15 protein-coding genes and 1 tRNA gene are annotated in these 14,524 nt (G+C 62.7%); 8 read left to right on the top strand and 8 right to left on the bottom strand.

Annotated features, from left to right (window positions below; translation table 11 throughout):
• Positions 1 to 34: 34 nt before the first annotated feature.
• The gene (gene ttcA, locus V8352_RS01770; protein ID WP_336422536.1) at positions 35 to 913 is read right to left on the bottom strand and encodes a tRNA 2-thiocytidine(32) synthetase TtcA; all 879 of its coding nucleotides are present in this window, start codon (positions 911 to 913) and stop codon (positions 35 to 37) included.
• Positions 914 to 1,017: 104 nt separating this feature from the next.
• Here ttcA and V8352_RS01765 point away from each other — a divergent pair, with 104 nt between their 5' ends.
• On the top strand, positions 1,018 to 1,527 hold the full coding sequence (locus tag V8352_RS01765; RefSeq protein ID WP_336422535.1) for a superoxide dismutase family protein: 510 nt from the start codon (positions 1,018 to 1,020) through the stop codon (positions 1,525 to 1,527).
• A 36-nt stretch (positions 1,528 to 1,563) separates the two neighbouring features.
• Here V8352_RS01765 and yidD read toward each other — a convergent pair whose 3' ends face one another.
• The 3 genes from yidD to rpmH are packed head-to-tail and all read right to left on the bottom strand — an operon-like array spanning position 1,564 to position 2,381.
• Entirely contained in the window at positions 1,564 to 1,785 is a 222-nt protein-coding gene (gene yidD, locus V8352_RS01760) for a membrane protein insertion efficiency factor YidD (protein WP_336422534.1), read from the bottom strand.
• Entirely contained in the window at positions 1,782 to 2,222 is a 441-nt protein-coding gene (gene rnpA / locus V8352_RS01755; RefSeq protein ID WP_336422533.1) for a ribonuclease P protein component, read from the bottom strand. The genes yidD and rnpA overlap by 4 nt, the downstream gene beginning before the upstream one ends.
• Before the next feature lie 24 nt (positions 2,223 to 2,246).
• A complete protein-coding gene (rpmH, locus tag V8352_RS01750) occupies positions 2,247 to 2,381 on the bottom strand; it encodes a 50S ribosomal protein L34 (protein ID WP_012177012.1) in 135 nt (44 codons plus the stop codon).
• 306 nt (positions 2,382 to 2,687) lie between these two features.
• Here rpmH and V8352_RS01745 point away from each other — a divergent pair, with 306 nt between their 5' ends.
• The 4 genes from V8352_RS01745 to V8352_RS01730 all read left to right on the top strand — a co-directional run bounded on the left by V8352_RS01745 (position 2,688) and on the right by V8352_RS01730 (position 6,407).
• Positions 2,688 to 3,425, top strand: a complete 738-nt coding sequence (locus V8352_RS01745) for a TVP38/TMEM64 family protein (protein WP_336422776.1) — start codon at positions 2,688 to 2,690, stop codon at positions 3,423 to 3,425.
• Between the two features lie 4 nt (positions 3,426 to 3,429).
• Entirely contained in the window at positions 3,430 to 4,848 is a 1,419-nt protein-coding gene (locus V8352_RS01740) for a dihydrolipoyl dehydrogenase family protein (RefSeq protein WP_336422532.1), read from the top strand.
• Between the two features lie 24 nt (positions 4,849 to 4,872).
• Positions 4,873 to 6,252, top strand: coding sequence for a sensor histidine kinase (locus V8352_RS01735; protein ID WP_336422531.1), 1,380 nt, complete (start codon positions 4,873 to 4,875; stop codon positions 6,250 to 6,252).
• Between the two features lie 78 nt (positions 6,253 to 6,330).
• Positions 6,331 to 6,407, top strand: a tRNA-Arg gene (locus V8352_RS01730).
• Positions 6,408 to 7,089: 682 nt separating this feature from the next.
• On the opposite strand, the gene V8352_RS01725 is transcribed toward V8352_RS01730, so the two are convergent.
• The 3 genes from V8352_RS01725 to V8352_RS01715 form a co-directional block, all read right to left on the bottom strand.
• A complete protein-coding gene (locus V8352_RS01725; RefSeq protein ID WP_336422530.1) occupies positions 7,090 to 7,767 on the bottom strand; it encodes a c-type cytochrome in 678 nt (225 codons plus the stop codon).
• Entirely contained in the window at positions 7,754 to 9,130 is a 1,377-nt protein-coding gene (gene soxC, locus V8352_RS01720) for a sulfite dehydrogenase (RefSeq protein WP_336422529.1), read from the bottom strand. The genes V8352_RS01725 and soxC overlap by 14 nt, the downstream gene beginning before the upstream one ends.
• Before the next feature lie 441 nt (positions 9,131 to 9,571).
• Positions 9,572 to 9,736, bottom strand: a complete 165-nt coding sequence (locus V8352_RS01715; protein ID WP_336422528.1) for a hypothetical protein — start codon at positions 9,734 to 9,736, stop codon at positions 9,572 to 9,574.
• Positions 9,737 to 9,840: 104 nt separating this feature from the next.
• Between V8352_RS01715 and V8352_RS01710 the strand changes: the two genes are divergently transcribed.
• From V8352_RS01710 to secD, 3 genes are read left to right on the top strand one after another with little or no spacing between them, the layout of a single operon-like run.
• Complete coding sequence (locus tag V8352_RS01710) at positions 9,841 to 10,758, top strand: calcium/sodium antiporter (RefSeq protein WP_336422527.1); 918 nt, start codon at positions 9,841 to 9,843, stop codon at positions 10,756 to 10,758.
• Positions 10,755 to 11,114: a hypothetical protein gene (locus V8352_RS01705; RefSeq protein ID WP_336422526.1), complete on the top strand. Its 360-nt coding sequence runs from the start codon at positions 10,755 to 10,757 to the stop codon at positions 11,112 to 11,114. The genes V8352_RS01710 and V8352_RS01705 overlap by 4 nt, the downstream gene beginning before the upstream one ends.
• 46 nt (positions 11,115 to 11,160) lie before the next feature.
• Positions 11,161 to 13,623, top strand: a complete 2,463-nt coding sequence (gene secD, locus V8352_RS01700) for a protein translocase subunit SecD (protein ID WP_336422525.1) — start codon at positions 11,161 to 11,163, stop codon at positions 13,621 to 13,623.
• A 299-nt stretch (positions 13,624 to 13,922) separates the two neighbouring features.
• Here secD and V8352_RS01695 read toward each other — a convergent pair.
• On the bottom strand, positions 13,923 to 14,524 hold a 602-nt coding region (locus V8352_RS01695), incomplete at its 5' end, for a response regulator (RefSeq protein ID WP_336422524.1).

The following is a 14,524-nucleotide window of genomic DNA, read 5'->3' as shown; positions in this document are numbered from 1 at the left end:
GGTTTGACCCTACGCGCGGTATCTCAACAGGCGCTTAACGCAACCGGGGCGTGTCGTCGAAATTCGCCTCAGATTTTACAGACTCGATAGAAAGGCCTGCAAAATCGAAAATCTGCGGGTCCAGAAGATGGGAGGGCCGCGCATTCATCAAGGCGCGAAACATCACCTGTCGGCGGCCGGGGCTGCTCTGCTCCCACCCGTCGAGGATCTGCTTGACCTGTTGGCGTTGCAGCCCGTCCTGACTGCCGCAGAGGTCGCAGGGAATGATCGGATAGCCCATGGCGTTGGCGAATTTCTGGCAATCGGCCTCGGCCACATGCGCGAGCGGGCGATAGACAAAAAGATCGCCCTCCTCGTTGACCAGCTTGGGGGGCATCGTGGCAAGGCGCCCGCCGTGAAAGAGATTCATCATGAACGTCTCGAGGATGTCGTCGCGGTGATGGCCCAGCACGACAGCCGAGCATCCCTCCTCGCGCGCCACGCGGTAGAGATTGCCGCGCCGCAGCCGGGAGCAGAGCGCGCACATGGTGCGGCCTGCGGGCACCTTGTCGACGACGATGGAATAGGTGTCCTGGTATTCGATCCGGTGGGGCACCTGCATGGTCTTCAGGAACTCGGGCAAGACCGTTGCGGGAAAATTCGGCTGACCTTGATCGAGGTTGCAGGCCAAGAGGTCGACGGGCAGCAGGCCGCGCCATTGCAACTCGTGCAGCACTGCCAGCAGGGTATAGCTGTCCTTGCCACCCGAGAGGCACACCAGCCATTTGGCGCGCGGCCCGTCGCGGCCGATCATGCCATATTGGTCAATCGCCTCGCGCGTCTGGCGCACGATACGCTTGCGCAGCTTGCGGAATTCCGTGCTGCGGGGCGCGCCCTGAAAGAGCGGGTGAATATCGTCGGCATCATCTGGCATGTGTGGGCTTTAATTCAACTGTCGCGGCCGGGCAAGGGCTGGAACGTGCCGTCGCCTTGCGGCGTTGATGGGGTAGTTCACCCCGAATACACAGGAGATATCCGATGACACGCATTGCAATGATTGCCGCCGCCGCGCTTGGCCTTGGCGCGCCCGCGCTTGCCGCCGAACCCGCCGCCAAGGCAATGCTCAAGACCGCCGATGGGGCCGATGCCGGAACCGTCGAGATCCGCACGGCCGGGGATGGCACCCTTTTTCGCGCCGAACTGTCGGGGTTGACGCCCGGTTGGCACGGCTTTCACGTGCATGAGACGGGCAGCTGCGAGGACGGCTTTCAGGCGGCTGGGGACCATTACGCCCCCTCCGGCAATAGCCACGGCCTGATGGCCGAGGATGGTGCGCATGCGGGCGATCTGCCCAATATCTTTGTGCACGAAAATGGTGAGGCCAAGGCGGAGTTCTACAGCGCGCGCCTGAGCGTCACCGAGGGCGACGCGCCCGTGATGGACGAGGACGGATCAGCGATCGTGGTCCATGCCCAGCCTGACAGCTATGCCTCCGAGGCCGGAGCGGGAGACCGTGTCGCCTGCGGCGTCATTACGCAGGACAACTGAGCCAAATCTAGGGAAATCAAGCTCAGGTGGCTTGGTCTAGTCCGGCACATTGTCGATGCCGGACTCGCCCCATGGGTGGCACCGCGCGATTCGCCGCAGGGTCAGCCACGCGCCCTTGACGCCGCCATGACGCTGTAGCGCCTCCAACGCGTAGGCGCTGCACGTGGGGTGAAAGCGGCAGCCATGGCCGACCCAAGGGCTGAAAAGCAGGCGATAGCCGCGGACGGGCAGGGAAAAGAGGCGCGCGAGCGGGGTCATTTCGCGGCGCCATGCAGCTTGCGCAAGGCATAGGCCAGATCGTTTTTCAGCAGATCAAAGGGCCGCGTGGCCGTCGCCTCGAACCGGCCAATCAGAACGTAATCCCAGCCGGGATGCCCGTGATCGGGCAAGATGGCGCGGGCTGCCTCGCGCAGGCGCCGCTTGGCCCGATTGCGCGCGACCGCGTTGCCGACCTTTTTCGAACAGGTAAAACCGACGCGGATGCCGCTCGCAGGCTCATCCTCGCGGCGCTTGCGCGCCTGCAACATCATCGAGGCGGTCCCCTGACGCCCTGCGCGGGCGGCCATCAAAAAACTCTTGCGCGTCTTGAGAACGGCGAGGGCGGGCGCAGCGCCCGGAAGACTGGCGTTTGAACACGACGAAACCGCCGGGGGCGGTGTCCCGGTCTGGTGATCGGGGGCCTCCGGCGGTGTCATGTCGTCCGTCAAATCCGCTGGCGCTTAAGCGCTCAGCGACTTGCGGCCACGGGCGCGGCGCGCGTTCAGGATCTTGCGGCCAGCTTTGGTCGCCATGCGCGCACGAAAGCCATGGCGCCGCTTGCGCACGAGGTTCGAGGGTTGAAAGGTGCGTTTCATCGCTCCGTCTCCAAATTTGTGCGGACAGGCGCGCGATTATCGGGAATCGCGCAAATATCCGGGTATGTCCGAAGCCCGGTCTATAGTAGGCGTAATTGGCCAAGTCAAACCCCGCGCAGCCATTTCTTGCAACAAATCCGTGCTTGCCTGGGCGGCGATGTTACAGGAGCGCGCAAGGGGGCGCGCCTGAACGTCTTTATCGGTCACGTCGCATCAAGGCCGCGTGAAGAGGCTATCGCGCGGCGGGCGGACCCGTCATCTATGACTGAGATCGCCCAACCCCGGAAAGGCCGCGACATGCAAAAGATGTACGAGGACAAGGAGCAGGCGCCGCGCAAGCGCCCGCTTTTGCGCCATGCGCCCCTCGCGCTGATCGTGGTGGTCGCTGCCATCGGCGCCTTCACGTTGCGCGACTACGTGACCTTCGACACGCTGCGCGACAATCGCGAGGCGCTGCTGGCATTTCGCGATGCGAATTTTATCGCGATGGTCGCAGTTTTTGTCACGGTTTACGTTCTCATCGTTGCCTTTTCCCTTCCCGGTGCGGCGGTTGCATCGGTGACGGGGGGCTTTCTCTTTGGCCTGCCTTGGGGGACGGCGTTCAATGTGGTGTCGGCCACTCTGGGGGCCATGGCGATCTTTCAGGCGGCACGCATGGGCCTCGGCAGAACGCTTGCGGCCAAGATGGAGGCGGGCGAGGGGACGCTGAAACGGATCAAGGAGGGGCTGCGCGAGAATGAGGTCAGCGTGCTCTTCTTGTTGCGCCTCGTGCCTGCCGTGCCGTTCTTTGTGGCCAACCTGCTGCCTGCGATGGTCGGGGTGAAGTTTCGCAATTTCGTCTGGACGACCGCGCTAGGCATCATCCCTGGTGCGCTGGTCTTTACCTGGATCGGCGTGGGCCTTGGCGAGGTTTTCGACCGGGGGGAAGACCCTGATCTCAGCCTTCTGTGGGAGCCGCAGATCATCGGCCCCATTCTGGGCCTTTGCGCGCTGGCCGCCTTGCCGATCATCATCAAGGCCGTGCGCGGCAAGAAGGGTATTTGAGCCAATGAAAAACATCGAGACGGATATCCTTGTGATCGGCGCAGGTTCGGGCGGCCTGTCCGTTGCGGCGGGCGCGGTCCAGATGGGCGCGCGCGTCGTGCTGCTGGAAGGGCACAAGATGGGCGGCGACTGCCTGAACTATGGCTGCGTTCCGTCCAAGGCGCTGATCGCCTCGGGCAAGGCGGCCCATGCGCAGGCACATGCGGCCCGCTACGGCGTGTCGGATGTCGTGCCCGGCGTGGATTATGCCGCGGCCAAGGATCACGTCGCGGACGTGATCGCCACCATCGCGCCGGTCGATAGCGTCGAGCGGTTCGAGGGGCTTGGCGTCAAGGTCATCAGCGAATACGGCACCTTTATCTCGCCAACCGAGGTGCAGGCGGGCGATACCGTCATCACCGCGCGGCGCATCGTCATCGCCACCGGATCACGCCCAGCGGTGCCGCCCATACCGGGGCTCGATACGGTCCCCTATCTGACCAATGAAACGCTTTTCGATCTGCGCGAGCAGCCCGAGCACCTGCTGATCGTCGGAGGCGGGCCCATCGGGATGGAGATGGCACAGGCGCATCGCCGCCTTGGCAGCCGCGTCACCGTCATCGAAGGCGCCAAGGCGCTGGCCAATGATGACCCCGAAACGGCGGCCATCGTGCTGGAGGCGCTGCGCGGCGAGGGGATCCAGATCGAGGAGGGGACCAAGGCGACCGAAATCCGTGGCAAGGCCGGTGCCATCGAGGTCGAGGCCGAGGATGGCCGCGTCTTTGAGGGCAGCCACCTTTTGATGGCCGTGGGCCGCAAGAGCAACTTGGAGCGCCTTGATCTGGAAAAGGCGGGCATCCGGACGACCGAACGGGGCATCAAGGTGGATGAGCGGCTAAAGACCACCAATGCTCGCGTCTACGCAATTGGTGATGTCGCGGGCGGTCTGCAATTCACGCATGTGGCGGGCTATCACGCGGGCATCGTCATACGCTCGGCCGTTCTGGGCCTGCCCGCCAAGGCCAAGACCAGCCATATTCCCTGGGCGACCTATACCGCGCCGGAACTGGCGCAGGTCGGCCTGACCGAGGTAGAGGCGCGCGACAAATACGGCGCCCGACTGGAGGTGGTGCGCCACGAATACGCTCACAACGACCGCGCCATCGCCGAACGCGAGACGCGCGGCCTGATCAAGGTGATGGTCGCGGGCGGCAAGCCCGTCGGCGCCTCGATCGTGGGCGCGCAGGCGGGCGAGTTGATCGGGCTATGGGCTTTGGCGCTGGCAAATGGCATGAAGATGAGCCAGATTGCCGCCATGGTCGCCCCCTATCCAACCATTGGCGAAGTCAACAAGCGCGCGGCTGGGGCCTATTTCAGTCCGCGCCTTTTTGACAGCATATGGATCAAGCGCGCGGTGCGCCTTGTTCAGCGATGGCTGCCATAGGTAGCCAAGGAGGCCGGAGGCAAGATGAACTCACTTTCGGGCAGGTTTCTGATCCTGACGGCGATCTTCGTGATGCTGGCCGAAGTGCTGATCTTTGTGCCGTCCATCGCGCGGTTTCGCGAGGATTTCCTGCTGTCCCGGCTCGAACGCGCGCAAATTGCCTCGCTTGCACGGCTGGCGGGCGATCAGATCAGTCCTGACCTCGAGGATGAGCTGCTGGCGAATGCGGGGGTTTATAACGTGGTTCTGCGGCGCAACGATGCGCGCCAACTGGTCCTGTCCTCGCCCTTGCCCTCGCCGATTTCGGCCACATACGATTTGCGCGACGCTGGCGCGTTCGAGTTGATACGTGACGCTTTGGTGCGGCTGTGGCGGACCGAGGATGAAGTGGTGCGCGTCATGGGAATGCCGGTGCGCAGCGCTGGCGTGCTGATCGAGGTCACAATGGAGACTGCGACGCTGCGCACGGCGATGATCGACTACGGTCTGCGCATCCTGATCCTGTCGGCCTTCATCTCGGTCATCACCGCCGTGCTGCTGTTCCTGGCCGTGCGGGTGTTCCTTGTGCAGCCCATCAGCCGTGTCGTCGGCTCGATGAAGGCCTTTGCCAACGCGCCCGAGGATGCGCGCGGTGTGATCGCGCCCACCTCGTCCATCACCGAGCTGCGCATCGCAGAAGAGACGCTGGCCCTGATGCAGACCCAGCTGACCAGCGCCCTGCGCCAGAAGGAGCGCCTCGCCGGGTTGGGCGGCGCCGTCGCCAAGGTCAGTCATGATCTGCGCAATATCCTGACCTCTGCCCAGCTCTTCACAGATCGGCTGGAGACCTCTGAGGATCCGATGGTCAAACGCATGGCCCCCAAGCTGGTCAATTCGATCCGGCGGGCCGTTAACCTGTGCGAATCGACGCTCGCCTATGGCAAGGCCGAAGAGCCCGACCCCCGCCTGTCACGCTTTGCCCTTCTGGATATCGTCACTGACGTGATCGACAGTGAGCGGTTGTCGGCGGGTGATGCGGACGTCAGTTTTTCGGAGGATGTGCGCCCCGGATTTCAACTGCGCGCCGATCCCGAACAGCTCTACCGCGTCATCGCCAATCTGGTGCGAAACGCGCGGCAGGCCATCGTGACCAGCGGCAAACCCGGCGAAATCAACGTGCAGGCCGATGAAACCGACGAGGCGGTGACGATCCGCATCAGCGACACCGGCCCGGGCCTGCCACCCAAGGCGCGCGAGCATCTGTTCACCCCCTTTCAAGGTGGTGCGACCAAGGGCGGCTCGGGCCTTGGCCTGACGATATCCTATGAATTGGTGCGCGGCCACGGCGGCACGCTGACACTGGAACACACCGGCCCGGACGGTACGTCCTTCGTGATCGTGCTGCCCAAGGGCGACCTCACGTAAGGGGGCTTGGCCGAAGCCTGAATTTCTGACAATCGGCCCTTGCAAAGGGCGCGCGCAGTCTTTAATGCCTCCCCCAGTGGACCGATAGCTCAGCTGGATAGAGTACTTGACTACGAATCAAGGGGTCGGGGGTTCGAATCCTCCTCGGTCCGCCACTTTCCCCTTTAAGTACTTGAAATAAAGAAATTTCCCTGAATTTCATTTCGGTGTGCCACCATAGATGCCGCTATAGAACGCGCGCTGGCTTGCCGCTAGATGCAAGCGACTGCTGCTTTCTGAAAGGCACCTGTTCGGCGTGCCGTGCTGTGGAGCCTAGCGATCGCGATGGGCGATTTGCGGCCGGGTGTGTCTTCGCGGTTATCTCCAAGTATGGACCTTACGAATTCTCTCGAATTCGCAGGAAATTCGCAATTCAATCTGCTACAGACAGGCTCCTACACACTCAGCACCAAGATATCTCTTCTCCGGACAATCTATTGGCGTCCTTAGGCGGCATTTTTGTGTGTGCAAACAGGAGATATACGACAGCGGGCCAGTCCTCGAACACGCTTTACTTGTCTGCTGAACAACTCGCTTTGCGGTTCCATGCGTTGCTTTACTAACGATAAGAAGGCCACGCTACGGGTCAAGACTATGGGGGCAGGGTGGAGCATCTGCCAAGGTGATTGCGCGCAGCAGTGAGGCATTCGTTCAGAGGAGGTTTCAACGCGCTCGAACACCATTGTGAGCGCAGATTGCGATTGCCGGACACATTCGGGTAGCGACGCCATCAGGGCAAGGATGGCGCCGCGAGTTCTGCTTCATGCGTCCTGCACGTTCATGCAGGATCAATGTTGCTTATTCCGCAGTGTCCGGGCGCGGATCCTCGACGAACCCGTTCGCGTTCGGCATTTCGACCTTGGCCATTGCCTCGGCGTTCATCACGCTGTCCGGCTCGGTGCTGGTGATGCCGGCCTTCCCGAGCACATAGGCGCTGATGGCGTAGACCTCATCGGCGCTTAGCGATCCGGACTCTGTCATCGGCATGGCTCGGTGCGTGTAGTCAAAGAAGGTGCTGGCGTAGGGCCAGTAGCTTTCGACCGTTTTGACCGGAGCGTCGCTGGCCAGCGTGCCGCGACCGCCAATCAGTTGCGGGGCGCCCAACTCGGATACGCCCATCATGTCCAGGCCGTGACAGGCGGCACAGACTGCCTCATAGAGCTCCTCGCCTTCCGCATAGGTGCCGCTGCCGTCCGGCAGGCCGCGCCCGTCGGGCATCGCGTCGATATCGACGGCTGCGATCTGCTCTTCGCTCGCCGGCTGGCCGACGCCATAGGCGTTCTCGGCGGGGGTGATGTCGCCCACACTCTCGGCACTGGACTCTGGCACCTCCATGGGCGCGCGCTCGCCGGTCTCCTCCAGAGTTTCGGGCAGTGCTGCAACCGTGCGGTCGCCCTCCTGTGCCAGCGCAGGACCAGCCAGCGTGCCAGTCAGGGCACCCATGGCGCAGATGATCGTCAGATTACGCGTGAACATTGGTCACCTCCCCGTCCGGCGCGACGTGCCAGCTCTGGATTGAATTCAGATGATAGACCGACTTCAGCCCGCGCACCTCGACAAGCTGCTCGAGGGTGGGTTGGACATAGCCGGTCTCATCGACGGCGCGGCTTTGCAGCACGGCTTCCTCGCCGGTCCAGGTCCATGGCAGTCGGAACCGCGTGTGACATTTGTCGAGGACCGGCGCATCGAGCGTGGCCTCCTGCCAGGTTGCCCCGCCATCGGCAGAGACCTCGACCTTCGCGATCTTGCCACGGCCAGACCATGCGATCCCAGTCACCTCGTAATATCCCGCACGCGGCAGCTTCATCGCGCCCGAGGGGAAGGTGATCACCGATTTTGCCTCCATCTCCATGGAGAATTTGCGCGCTGTGCCGTCGGGCATGAGGTCGGTGTACTTCGATGTCTCTTCGCGCGTCATGAAAGGCTTGTCGCTGACCTCAAGCCGGCGCAGCCACTTGATATGCGTGTTGCCCTCGTATCCCGGCAACAGCAGACGAAGCGGATAGCCCTGTTCGGGCCGCAGCGCCTCGCCGTTCTGGGCATAGGCCAGAATGGCGTCATCCATCGCCTTGTCGATCGGCACCGAGCGCGTCATCACGGCGGCGTCGGCGCCCTCGGCCAGGATCCATGCGGCCTTGTCCTGAACGCCTGCCATTTCCAGAACCGTGGACAGGCGCACGCCGGTCCACTCGGACGTCGACGTCAGGCCATGTGTGCCCTGCACTGTCTTGAGCGTCGGCTTGGCCCATTCGGTCAGCCCATTGCCGGAGCACTCGATAAAGTGGAGCTTGCTGACCGAGGGCAAACGTTTCAGATCGTCCATGGTAAAGCGCAGCGGCTGATCGACCATACCGTGCAGGATCAGCTCGTGCGTGGCTGGGTCGATCGTGGGGATACCAGCGTGATGACGTTCAAAATGCAGCCCCGAGGGGGTGATCATGCCCCGCCCCGAAGCCAGAGGCGTCATCGACCAACTGGAATCGATACTGGCTGTCGGATAGCGCCAGCGTACCTCGTTCTCGAATTGCGAGCGCGACCCATAGCCGCCATCATCAAGGATGAGGCGTCCCTGTTCCTTGGTTGGATCGGGCTGGACGTCATATTCAATCGCGCCCGGGGGCGCTTCGGCCCGAGCGCGCCCGCCCGCCAATGCGCTACCGCCCAATGCCACACCGCCCATCAGGAGATTACGGCGTGTGAGGCCGTTGAACATGCCCTCCCGGCATTCACATTCTTCATCTTCCATCAAGGACTGGCGTTCGATTTCAACCAAGCTCTCCGCCATCTGCCTCTCGGCCGGGCCATATATGGATGCTGGAAATTTTTCGGTGTCGGACATTGCAACCTCCCAATCGTTCACGTCAGGAAAAAAGACTGCGCACGGAAGAAAGCCTGCTTCACCAGGACCGGGTCCGCGCGGCGCTGACGTCTTTGCCGTCGATCCGATCGCAACCGAGTCGACAACCGCACCGTAGCACAAGCCGCGAGACTACCCTTCCCAATAATTTCAACAGGGTGTCGCCTCGTGCGTGACAGATCAGCGTTTTCGGTATGCCTCCCACTGCGGTAAACCGTGCAATTTCAACCAACGGTGCATGTGGGTGCCTGAATAAGCCAACCGGGTGAACTATGTGGCTGCGCCAACCTGCGGATAGGAATGGCTGAGGTCTTTGGGAGCCACCGGCACGGCCATCCCCAGACAGGAGCGAAGTCCTGAGTTTTTATGCGAGATGTGATGCGGATGCATTTTGGTTCCGGCACATCGGGCGGCCCAAAGCTCCTAGCTGAGCGTTAAAGGCTGCTGAAAAGCACCGGACTCGACGCGGGGACACCGGATGATGGTGATCCAGAGCACCACGAAGAGCAAAAGGGATGCAAACAGATCGAATTGCAGCAGCATCGCAAGGTAGTAGGACAGAGGCTGGAGGTCGGGTGCGTCGAACATAGTTGATTGGTTCAACAATTATTGTCGGGGGCACCTTGCAGGTCCTCCCCGGAGTGTACAACTAGCCTCGCGGGGCGGATTAATCGCCCTTGAGGGTTCGGGACGTGGACTATCTCTACCTTGTTGCCGGGCTGCTCGGCTTGTTTTTTGGCGGCGAAGCTCTTGTTCGTGGCAGCGTTGGCATCGCCCGACGCATGGCGATCCCGCCGCTGCTGATCGGCTTGACCGTCGTTGGCTTTGGAACGTCCACCCCTGAGCTTCTGGTTTCCGTCGATGCCGCATGGCGCGGTGTCCCCGACATCGCGCTCGGCAACATCGTCGGCTCGAACATTGCAAACATCCTGTTGATCATCGGATTATCCGCGCTGGTCTGGCCGATCAAGGTCATGGGGGCGACCTTGCGCCGCGACACAGCTGTGATGGTGGCTGCCGCGCTCGTTCTGGTCCCCATATTTGCCATGGGGCAGATGGGACGTCTCTCGGGAGTGCTGTTGGTGGCCGGTCTGGCCGCCTATCTCATCTGGGCCCACCGGCAGCCGGGCGAGGCCGTGGTGGAGGAGGTCGGCGTGCCTGCACGGGCCTCCGTGCTTGTGTCAACGCTATGGGTCATCGGCGGTCTGGTCGCCCTGATGGTTGGCGCGAGGTTCCTCGTGGATGGTGCGGTCAACATCGCCCGAGGCTACGGTATCTCGGAGGCGTTCATCGGCCTGACCATCGTTGCTATCGGCACTTCACTGCCTGAACTCGCAACCTCTCTGATCGCCGCCTTCCGCCGCCAGTCCGAGATTGCCATCGGCAATATCGTCGGATCCAACATCTTCAACGTGCTGGGCATTCTGGGTGTGACCGCGCTGATCACGCCAATTCCGGTGGCATCACGCTTCCTGACCTTCGATTTGCCGGTGATGATTGCCCTGTCGATCATCCTTGCCGCACTGCTGCTGACCCGTCCGGTGATCGGGCGCGGCATCGGCGTTGCAATGCTGGTGGGCTATGTCGCCTATGTCTGGGCCGCACAATGACGACACGCGTGCCGGGGCGCGATGTGAGAGGCGCTTGCGCGATCTTGTCGCGACTTCTCGTCTTGCTGACGTTCGTGGTGTTTGGAGCGCCTCAGAGCCAAGCGGATGGGATGACCAACGCTGGCCCTGCTGCCGATAGTAATGTCGAGCAGGCCCAAGGCGTCCTATCCGACTCTCGGCACCTGCTGAGAACGCAGCTGCCCGACGATCCTTCGGCGGATCTGGTATCGCCCGGTGCCGCCTTCGAGGTCCTGCCGCGCGCCCATCTGGCCGCAAGGCTGCATGTGCCGCACAGCGCGCGCCCGTCTGCCGCATGGCCCACCCTGCCCCCGGTCCGGGGGCCGCCTGCAGCCTGATACTTCTTCGTCAGGCTGAACTCTCAGGTTAAAATGGATATAAAACATGCGCCGACCAGCATGGGTCGTGATGACCTATGTCGTCCTGCTGCTTCTTGCAGTTGCGACGGCCCTTCCGAACTTTCTCCCCTCAACTCTTCGCAGCACCCTGCCGGCATGGGCGACCAGCCAGACCGTTTCACTGGGCCTCGATGTGCAAGGCGGTGCGCATCTCCTGCTTGCCGTCGACCGCGATGATCTGGCCCAGTCACGTCTGCAGGAGCTCCAAGGAACGCTTGCCTCCGAAATGCGCGCCCGGAACATGAACCCGGCCGAGATCCGAACCGAGGGCCTGGCCCTGTCGGCGCCCGCTGATGAAGCGTTGTTCCTGGCCATGAAGGGCATTGCCAACGCCGACACGCTGCCCGGCACCCCTTCGGATTTTACGGTGGATCTGTCCGGCGGTGCCTTGCGGCTGGAACTGACCAAGGCTGGGCTGGACCGAGCTGCCAGCACCGCCGCCGACAGCAGCCTTGAGGTGATCCGTCACCGGGTCGATCAGGTCGGCGTTTCCGAGCCCGTCATCAGCCGGGTGGGGGACGATCGCATCCTCGTCCAGATGCCCGGCGTTGAAAACCCCGGCCAGCTCCGGGACCTTCTCGGCTCGACGGCCAAGATGAGCTTTCAGATGGTGGCGCAAGGCCCAGGGCCAAACACGTCCTCGCTGGAAATGCGCGATGGCAGTGGCCCAGTCTTGGTCGAGGATCACGTAACCCTGTCGGGCGATCGACTGGACCGGGCGGCCTCGGCTTTCGACCCGGACACCGGCAGCCCGATGGTGACTTTTTCCCTCGACCGTCCGGGGGCCATAACCTTCGCCGAGGTCACGGCAGCCAATATCGGCAAACGCTTTGCCGTCGTCCTCGACGGCGAGGTTCTGACCGCGCCGGTGATACAGTCTGCCATCCCCGGCGGTCAGGGCCAGATCACGGGCGACTTCACACCGGAAAAGGCACAGACACTGGCGGTGTTGCTGACCTCGGGGGCGCTGCCCGCCTCTCTGGAGGTGATCGAGGAGCGCAGCGTCGGCGCCGCCCTCGGCGCGGATTCCATCAGGGCCGGGCTGATCACAGGCGCTGTGGGCCTCGCGCTTGTGGTGGCGATAATGGTGGGGCTTTATGGCGGTTGGGGGCTCCTTGCCAGTGCGGTGCTGGGGCTGAACGTCATGCTGACATTGACGGCGCTTGGCGTGCTGGGCGCGACACTGACCCTCCCGGGTATTGCCGGCATCATCCTCTGCCTTGGTATCGCAGTAGACAGCAACATCCTGATCTTCAGCCGTGTCCGGGAGGAGACGGCCAAGGGCGCAACTGCCATCAAGGCGCTGACGCAGGGGTATGCCCGGGCCTGGGCCACGATTCTGGACGCAAACATCACCACGCTTCTGGCAATGGTGCTTTTGTTCATGTTCGGGGCGGGTGCGATCCGCGGCTTCGCCATTACCATGAGCCTTGGCATCCTGATCTCGATGTTTACCGCAGTGGTGCTGATGCGGATGATGATGGAGGCGCTGGTGCGGCGCCGCAAACCTGCGCGGCTGGCCATCGCCCCGCTGATCGGTGGGGTGCGTGCCCCGGGTGCGTTTTCGTTCATGCGGCGGGGTCGGCTGGCGCTGGCTGTCTCGGCCGTGTTGTCGCTTGGATCGGTGACGGCGTTGGTGTTGCCCGGACCCAACCTGGGCATCGACTTTACAGGCGGCGTGCAGATGGTGCTGCGCTCGGACGCGCCTGTGCCGCTGGCGGAATTGCGTGCGACCATTGCTGCCGAGGTGCCCGGCGATGCCAGCCTCCAGGCCTTTGGCGACCCGAACGAGGCGCTGATCCGCGTGCAGGGCGAGGCCGGTCAAGCCACGGTCGCTGCTGTGGAGACCGCTGCCGCGCAGGCTGTTCCGGGCGCGGTATTTGACCAGATCGACCTCGTGGGCCCCACGATCAGCAGCGAGCTGGCAACGACCGGGCTGCTCGCGCTTTCGCTCGCGGTGCTGGCGATGCTGGTCTATATCTGGATCCGGTTCGAGTGGCACTTCGCGGCCGGGGCCATCGCGGTGCTGTTTCTCGACATCACCAAGACGTTTGGCGTCATCGCCCTGACTGGGTGGGAAGTGAACCTGACCACCATCGTCGCCTTGCTGACACTCATCGGCTATTCGGTGAACGACAAGGTCGTCGTCTATGACCGCATCCGTGAACACCTGCGAGGCGGCGCGGATGAGCCACTGGCGGATGTGATCGACCGCAGCCTGAATCAGGTGCTGGCGCGCTGCATCTTCACCTCGGGCACGACGCTGGCGGCGCTGCTGCCGATGGCGATCTGGGGCGGACCGGCTGTTGCCGGTTTCGCATGGCCGATGATTGCCGGCGTGATCATCGCAACGGGATCCTCACTCTTCGTCGCAGGGCCCGTGCTGGTATGGCTCGCGGGCCGGACGCCAGCAATCGCGCCCGTCGTCACGATGCAACACGCAAGATAAATCCAAGCTTGCGCCGGGGGCTAAGATACCGGCGCGGCTCACCACCTCAGAGCAACAGTGATCTCAAAGGACCACCATGCAAATCCGGAATGAAGCCCCCCGGTGTAGTTCTGCCGACGGAAGGGCAGACCGTCACCCCGGCGCCACGCCACGCCGGCTTTTTGACGTGCTGCAGGACATCGCGGATGCGCCAGGCATGCCAGAGGAGCGCATCTCTCTTGGAACTGACTTATGCGCTTCCAGCGCCGACACGTCCCGGTGGCGCAGCGGCCCCAGATCGCACACGCAATGGTGCACGGTCAAGAATCAAGAACCATTCGAACCTTTGAGGCCAGTTGGGATCGGCGATAAGGCTTGCCCAGAAAGTTGATGTCCTTATCCAGTCGTCCGTGATGCACGATTGCGGTTTCCGAATAGCCCGAGGTGTAGAGAACCTTCAGGTTCGGCCAGATTGCCTGTGCCGCTGTGGCGATCTGCCGTCCATTCATTCCGCCGGGCAAGACGACATCGGTCAAGAGCAGGTCAATGTCCGATCGGGCACGCAAGATATCAAGGGCCGCCGCGCCGGCCGATGCAGTGACAACCTCATAGCCCAGCCCGGTCAATTGCGCGACCAGTTGCAGCAATACCTGCGCGTCATCCTCGACGGCCAAAATGGTCTCCTTGCCGCAAAGCATCGGCTTGATTTGCGCCGGGACGTCATGCGCGGGCAGGCTGTCCGAACACCGAGGGAAATACAGTTTGACGGTCGTGCCCTCGGCCGGTTCGGAGTAAATCCGGACATGGCCACCCGTCTGCTTGACGAAGCCATAGACCATGCTCAGGCCCAGTCCGGTTCCGGTATCCACGCTTTTGGTGGTAAAGAACGGCTCGAAAACATGGGCCATGTGATCTTTCGAAA

The organism is Roseovarius sp. D0-M9 (assembly GCF_037083805.1).
Lineage (GTDB): Bacteria > Pseudomonadota > Alphaproteobacteria > Rhodobacterales > Rhodobacteraceae > Roseovarius.
This window is presented reverse-complemented; position numbering and strand designations above follow the sequence as displayed.

Bases quoted from the DNA above. Each gene is read 5' to 3' on its own strand.
- rnpA (WP_336422533.1), bottom strand. From the start codon at position 2,222: ATGACACCGCCGGAGGCCCCCGATCACCAGACCGGGACACCGCCCCCG.
- V8352_RS01745 (WP_336422776.1), top strand. From the start codon at position 2,688: ATGTACGAGGACAAGGAGCAGGCGCCGCGCAAGCGCCCGCTTTTGCGC.
- V8352_RS01725 (WP_336422530.1), bottom strand. From the start codon at position 7,767: ATGTTCACGCGTAATCTGACGATCATCTGCGCCATGGGTGCCCTGACT.
- yidD (WP_336422534.1), bottom strand. From the start codon at position 1,785: ATGACCCCGCTCGCGCGCCTCTTTTCCCTGCCCGTCCGCGGCTATCGC.
- V8352_RS01705 (WP_336422526.1), top strand. From the start codon at position 10,755: ATGACGACACGCGTGCCGGGGCGCGATGTGAGAGGCGCTTGCGCGATC.
- V8352_RS01715 (WP_336422528.1), bottom strand. From the start codon at position 9,736: ATGTTCGACGCACCCGACCTCCAGCCTCTGTCCTACTACCTTGCGATG.
- V8352_RS01735 (WP_336422531.1), top strand. From the start codon at position 4,873: ATGAACTCACTTTCGGGCAGGTTTCTGATCCTGACGGCGATCTTCGTG.
- ttcA (WP_336422536.1), bottom strand. From the start codon at position 913: ATGCCAGATGATGCCGACGATATTCACCCGCTCTTTCAGGGCGCGCCC.
- V8352_RS01765 (WP_336422535.1), top strand. From the start codon at position 1,018: ATGACACGCATTGCAATGATTGCCGCCGCCGCGCTTGGCCTTGGCGCG.
- secD (WP_336422525.1), top strand. From the start codon at position 11,161: ATGCGCCGACCAGCATGGGTCGTGATGACCTATGTCGTCCTGCTGCTT.
- soxC (WP_336422529.1), bottom strand. From the start codon at position 9,130: ATGTCCGACACCGAAAAATTTCCAGCATCCATATATGGCCCGGCCGAG.
- rpmH (WP_012177012.1), bottom strand. From the start codon at position 2,381: ATGAAACGCACCTTTCAACCCTCGAACCTCGTGCGCAAGCGGCGCCAT.
- V8352_RS01740 (WP_336422532.1), top strand. From the start codon at position 3,430: ATGAAAAACATCGAGACGGATATCCTTGTGATCGGCGCAGGTTCGGGC.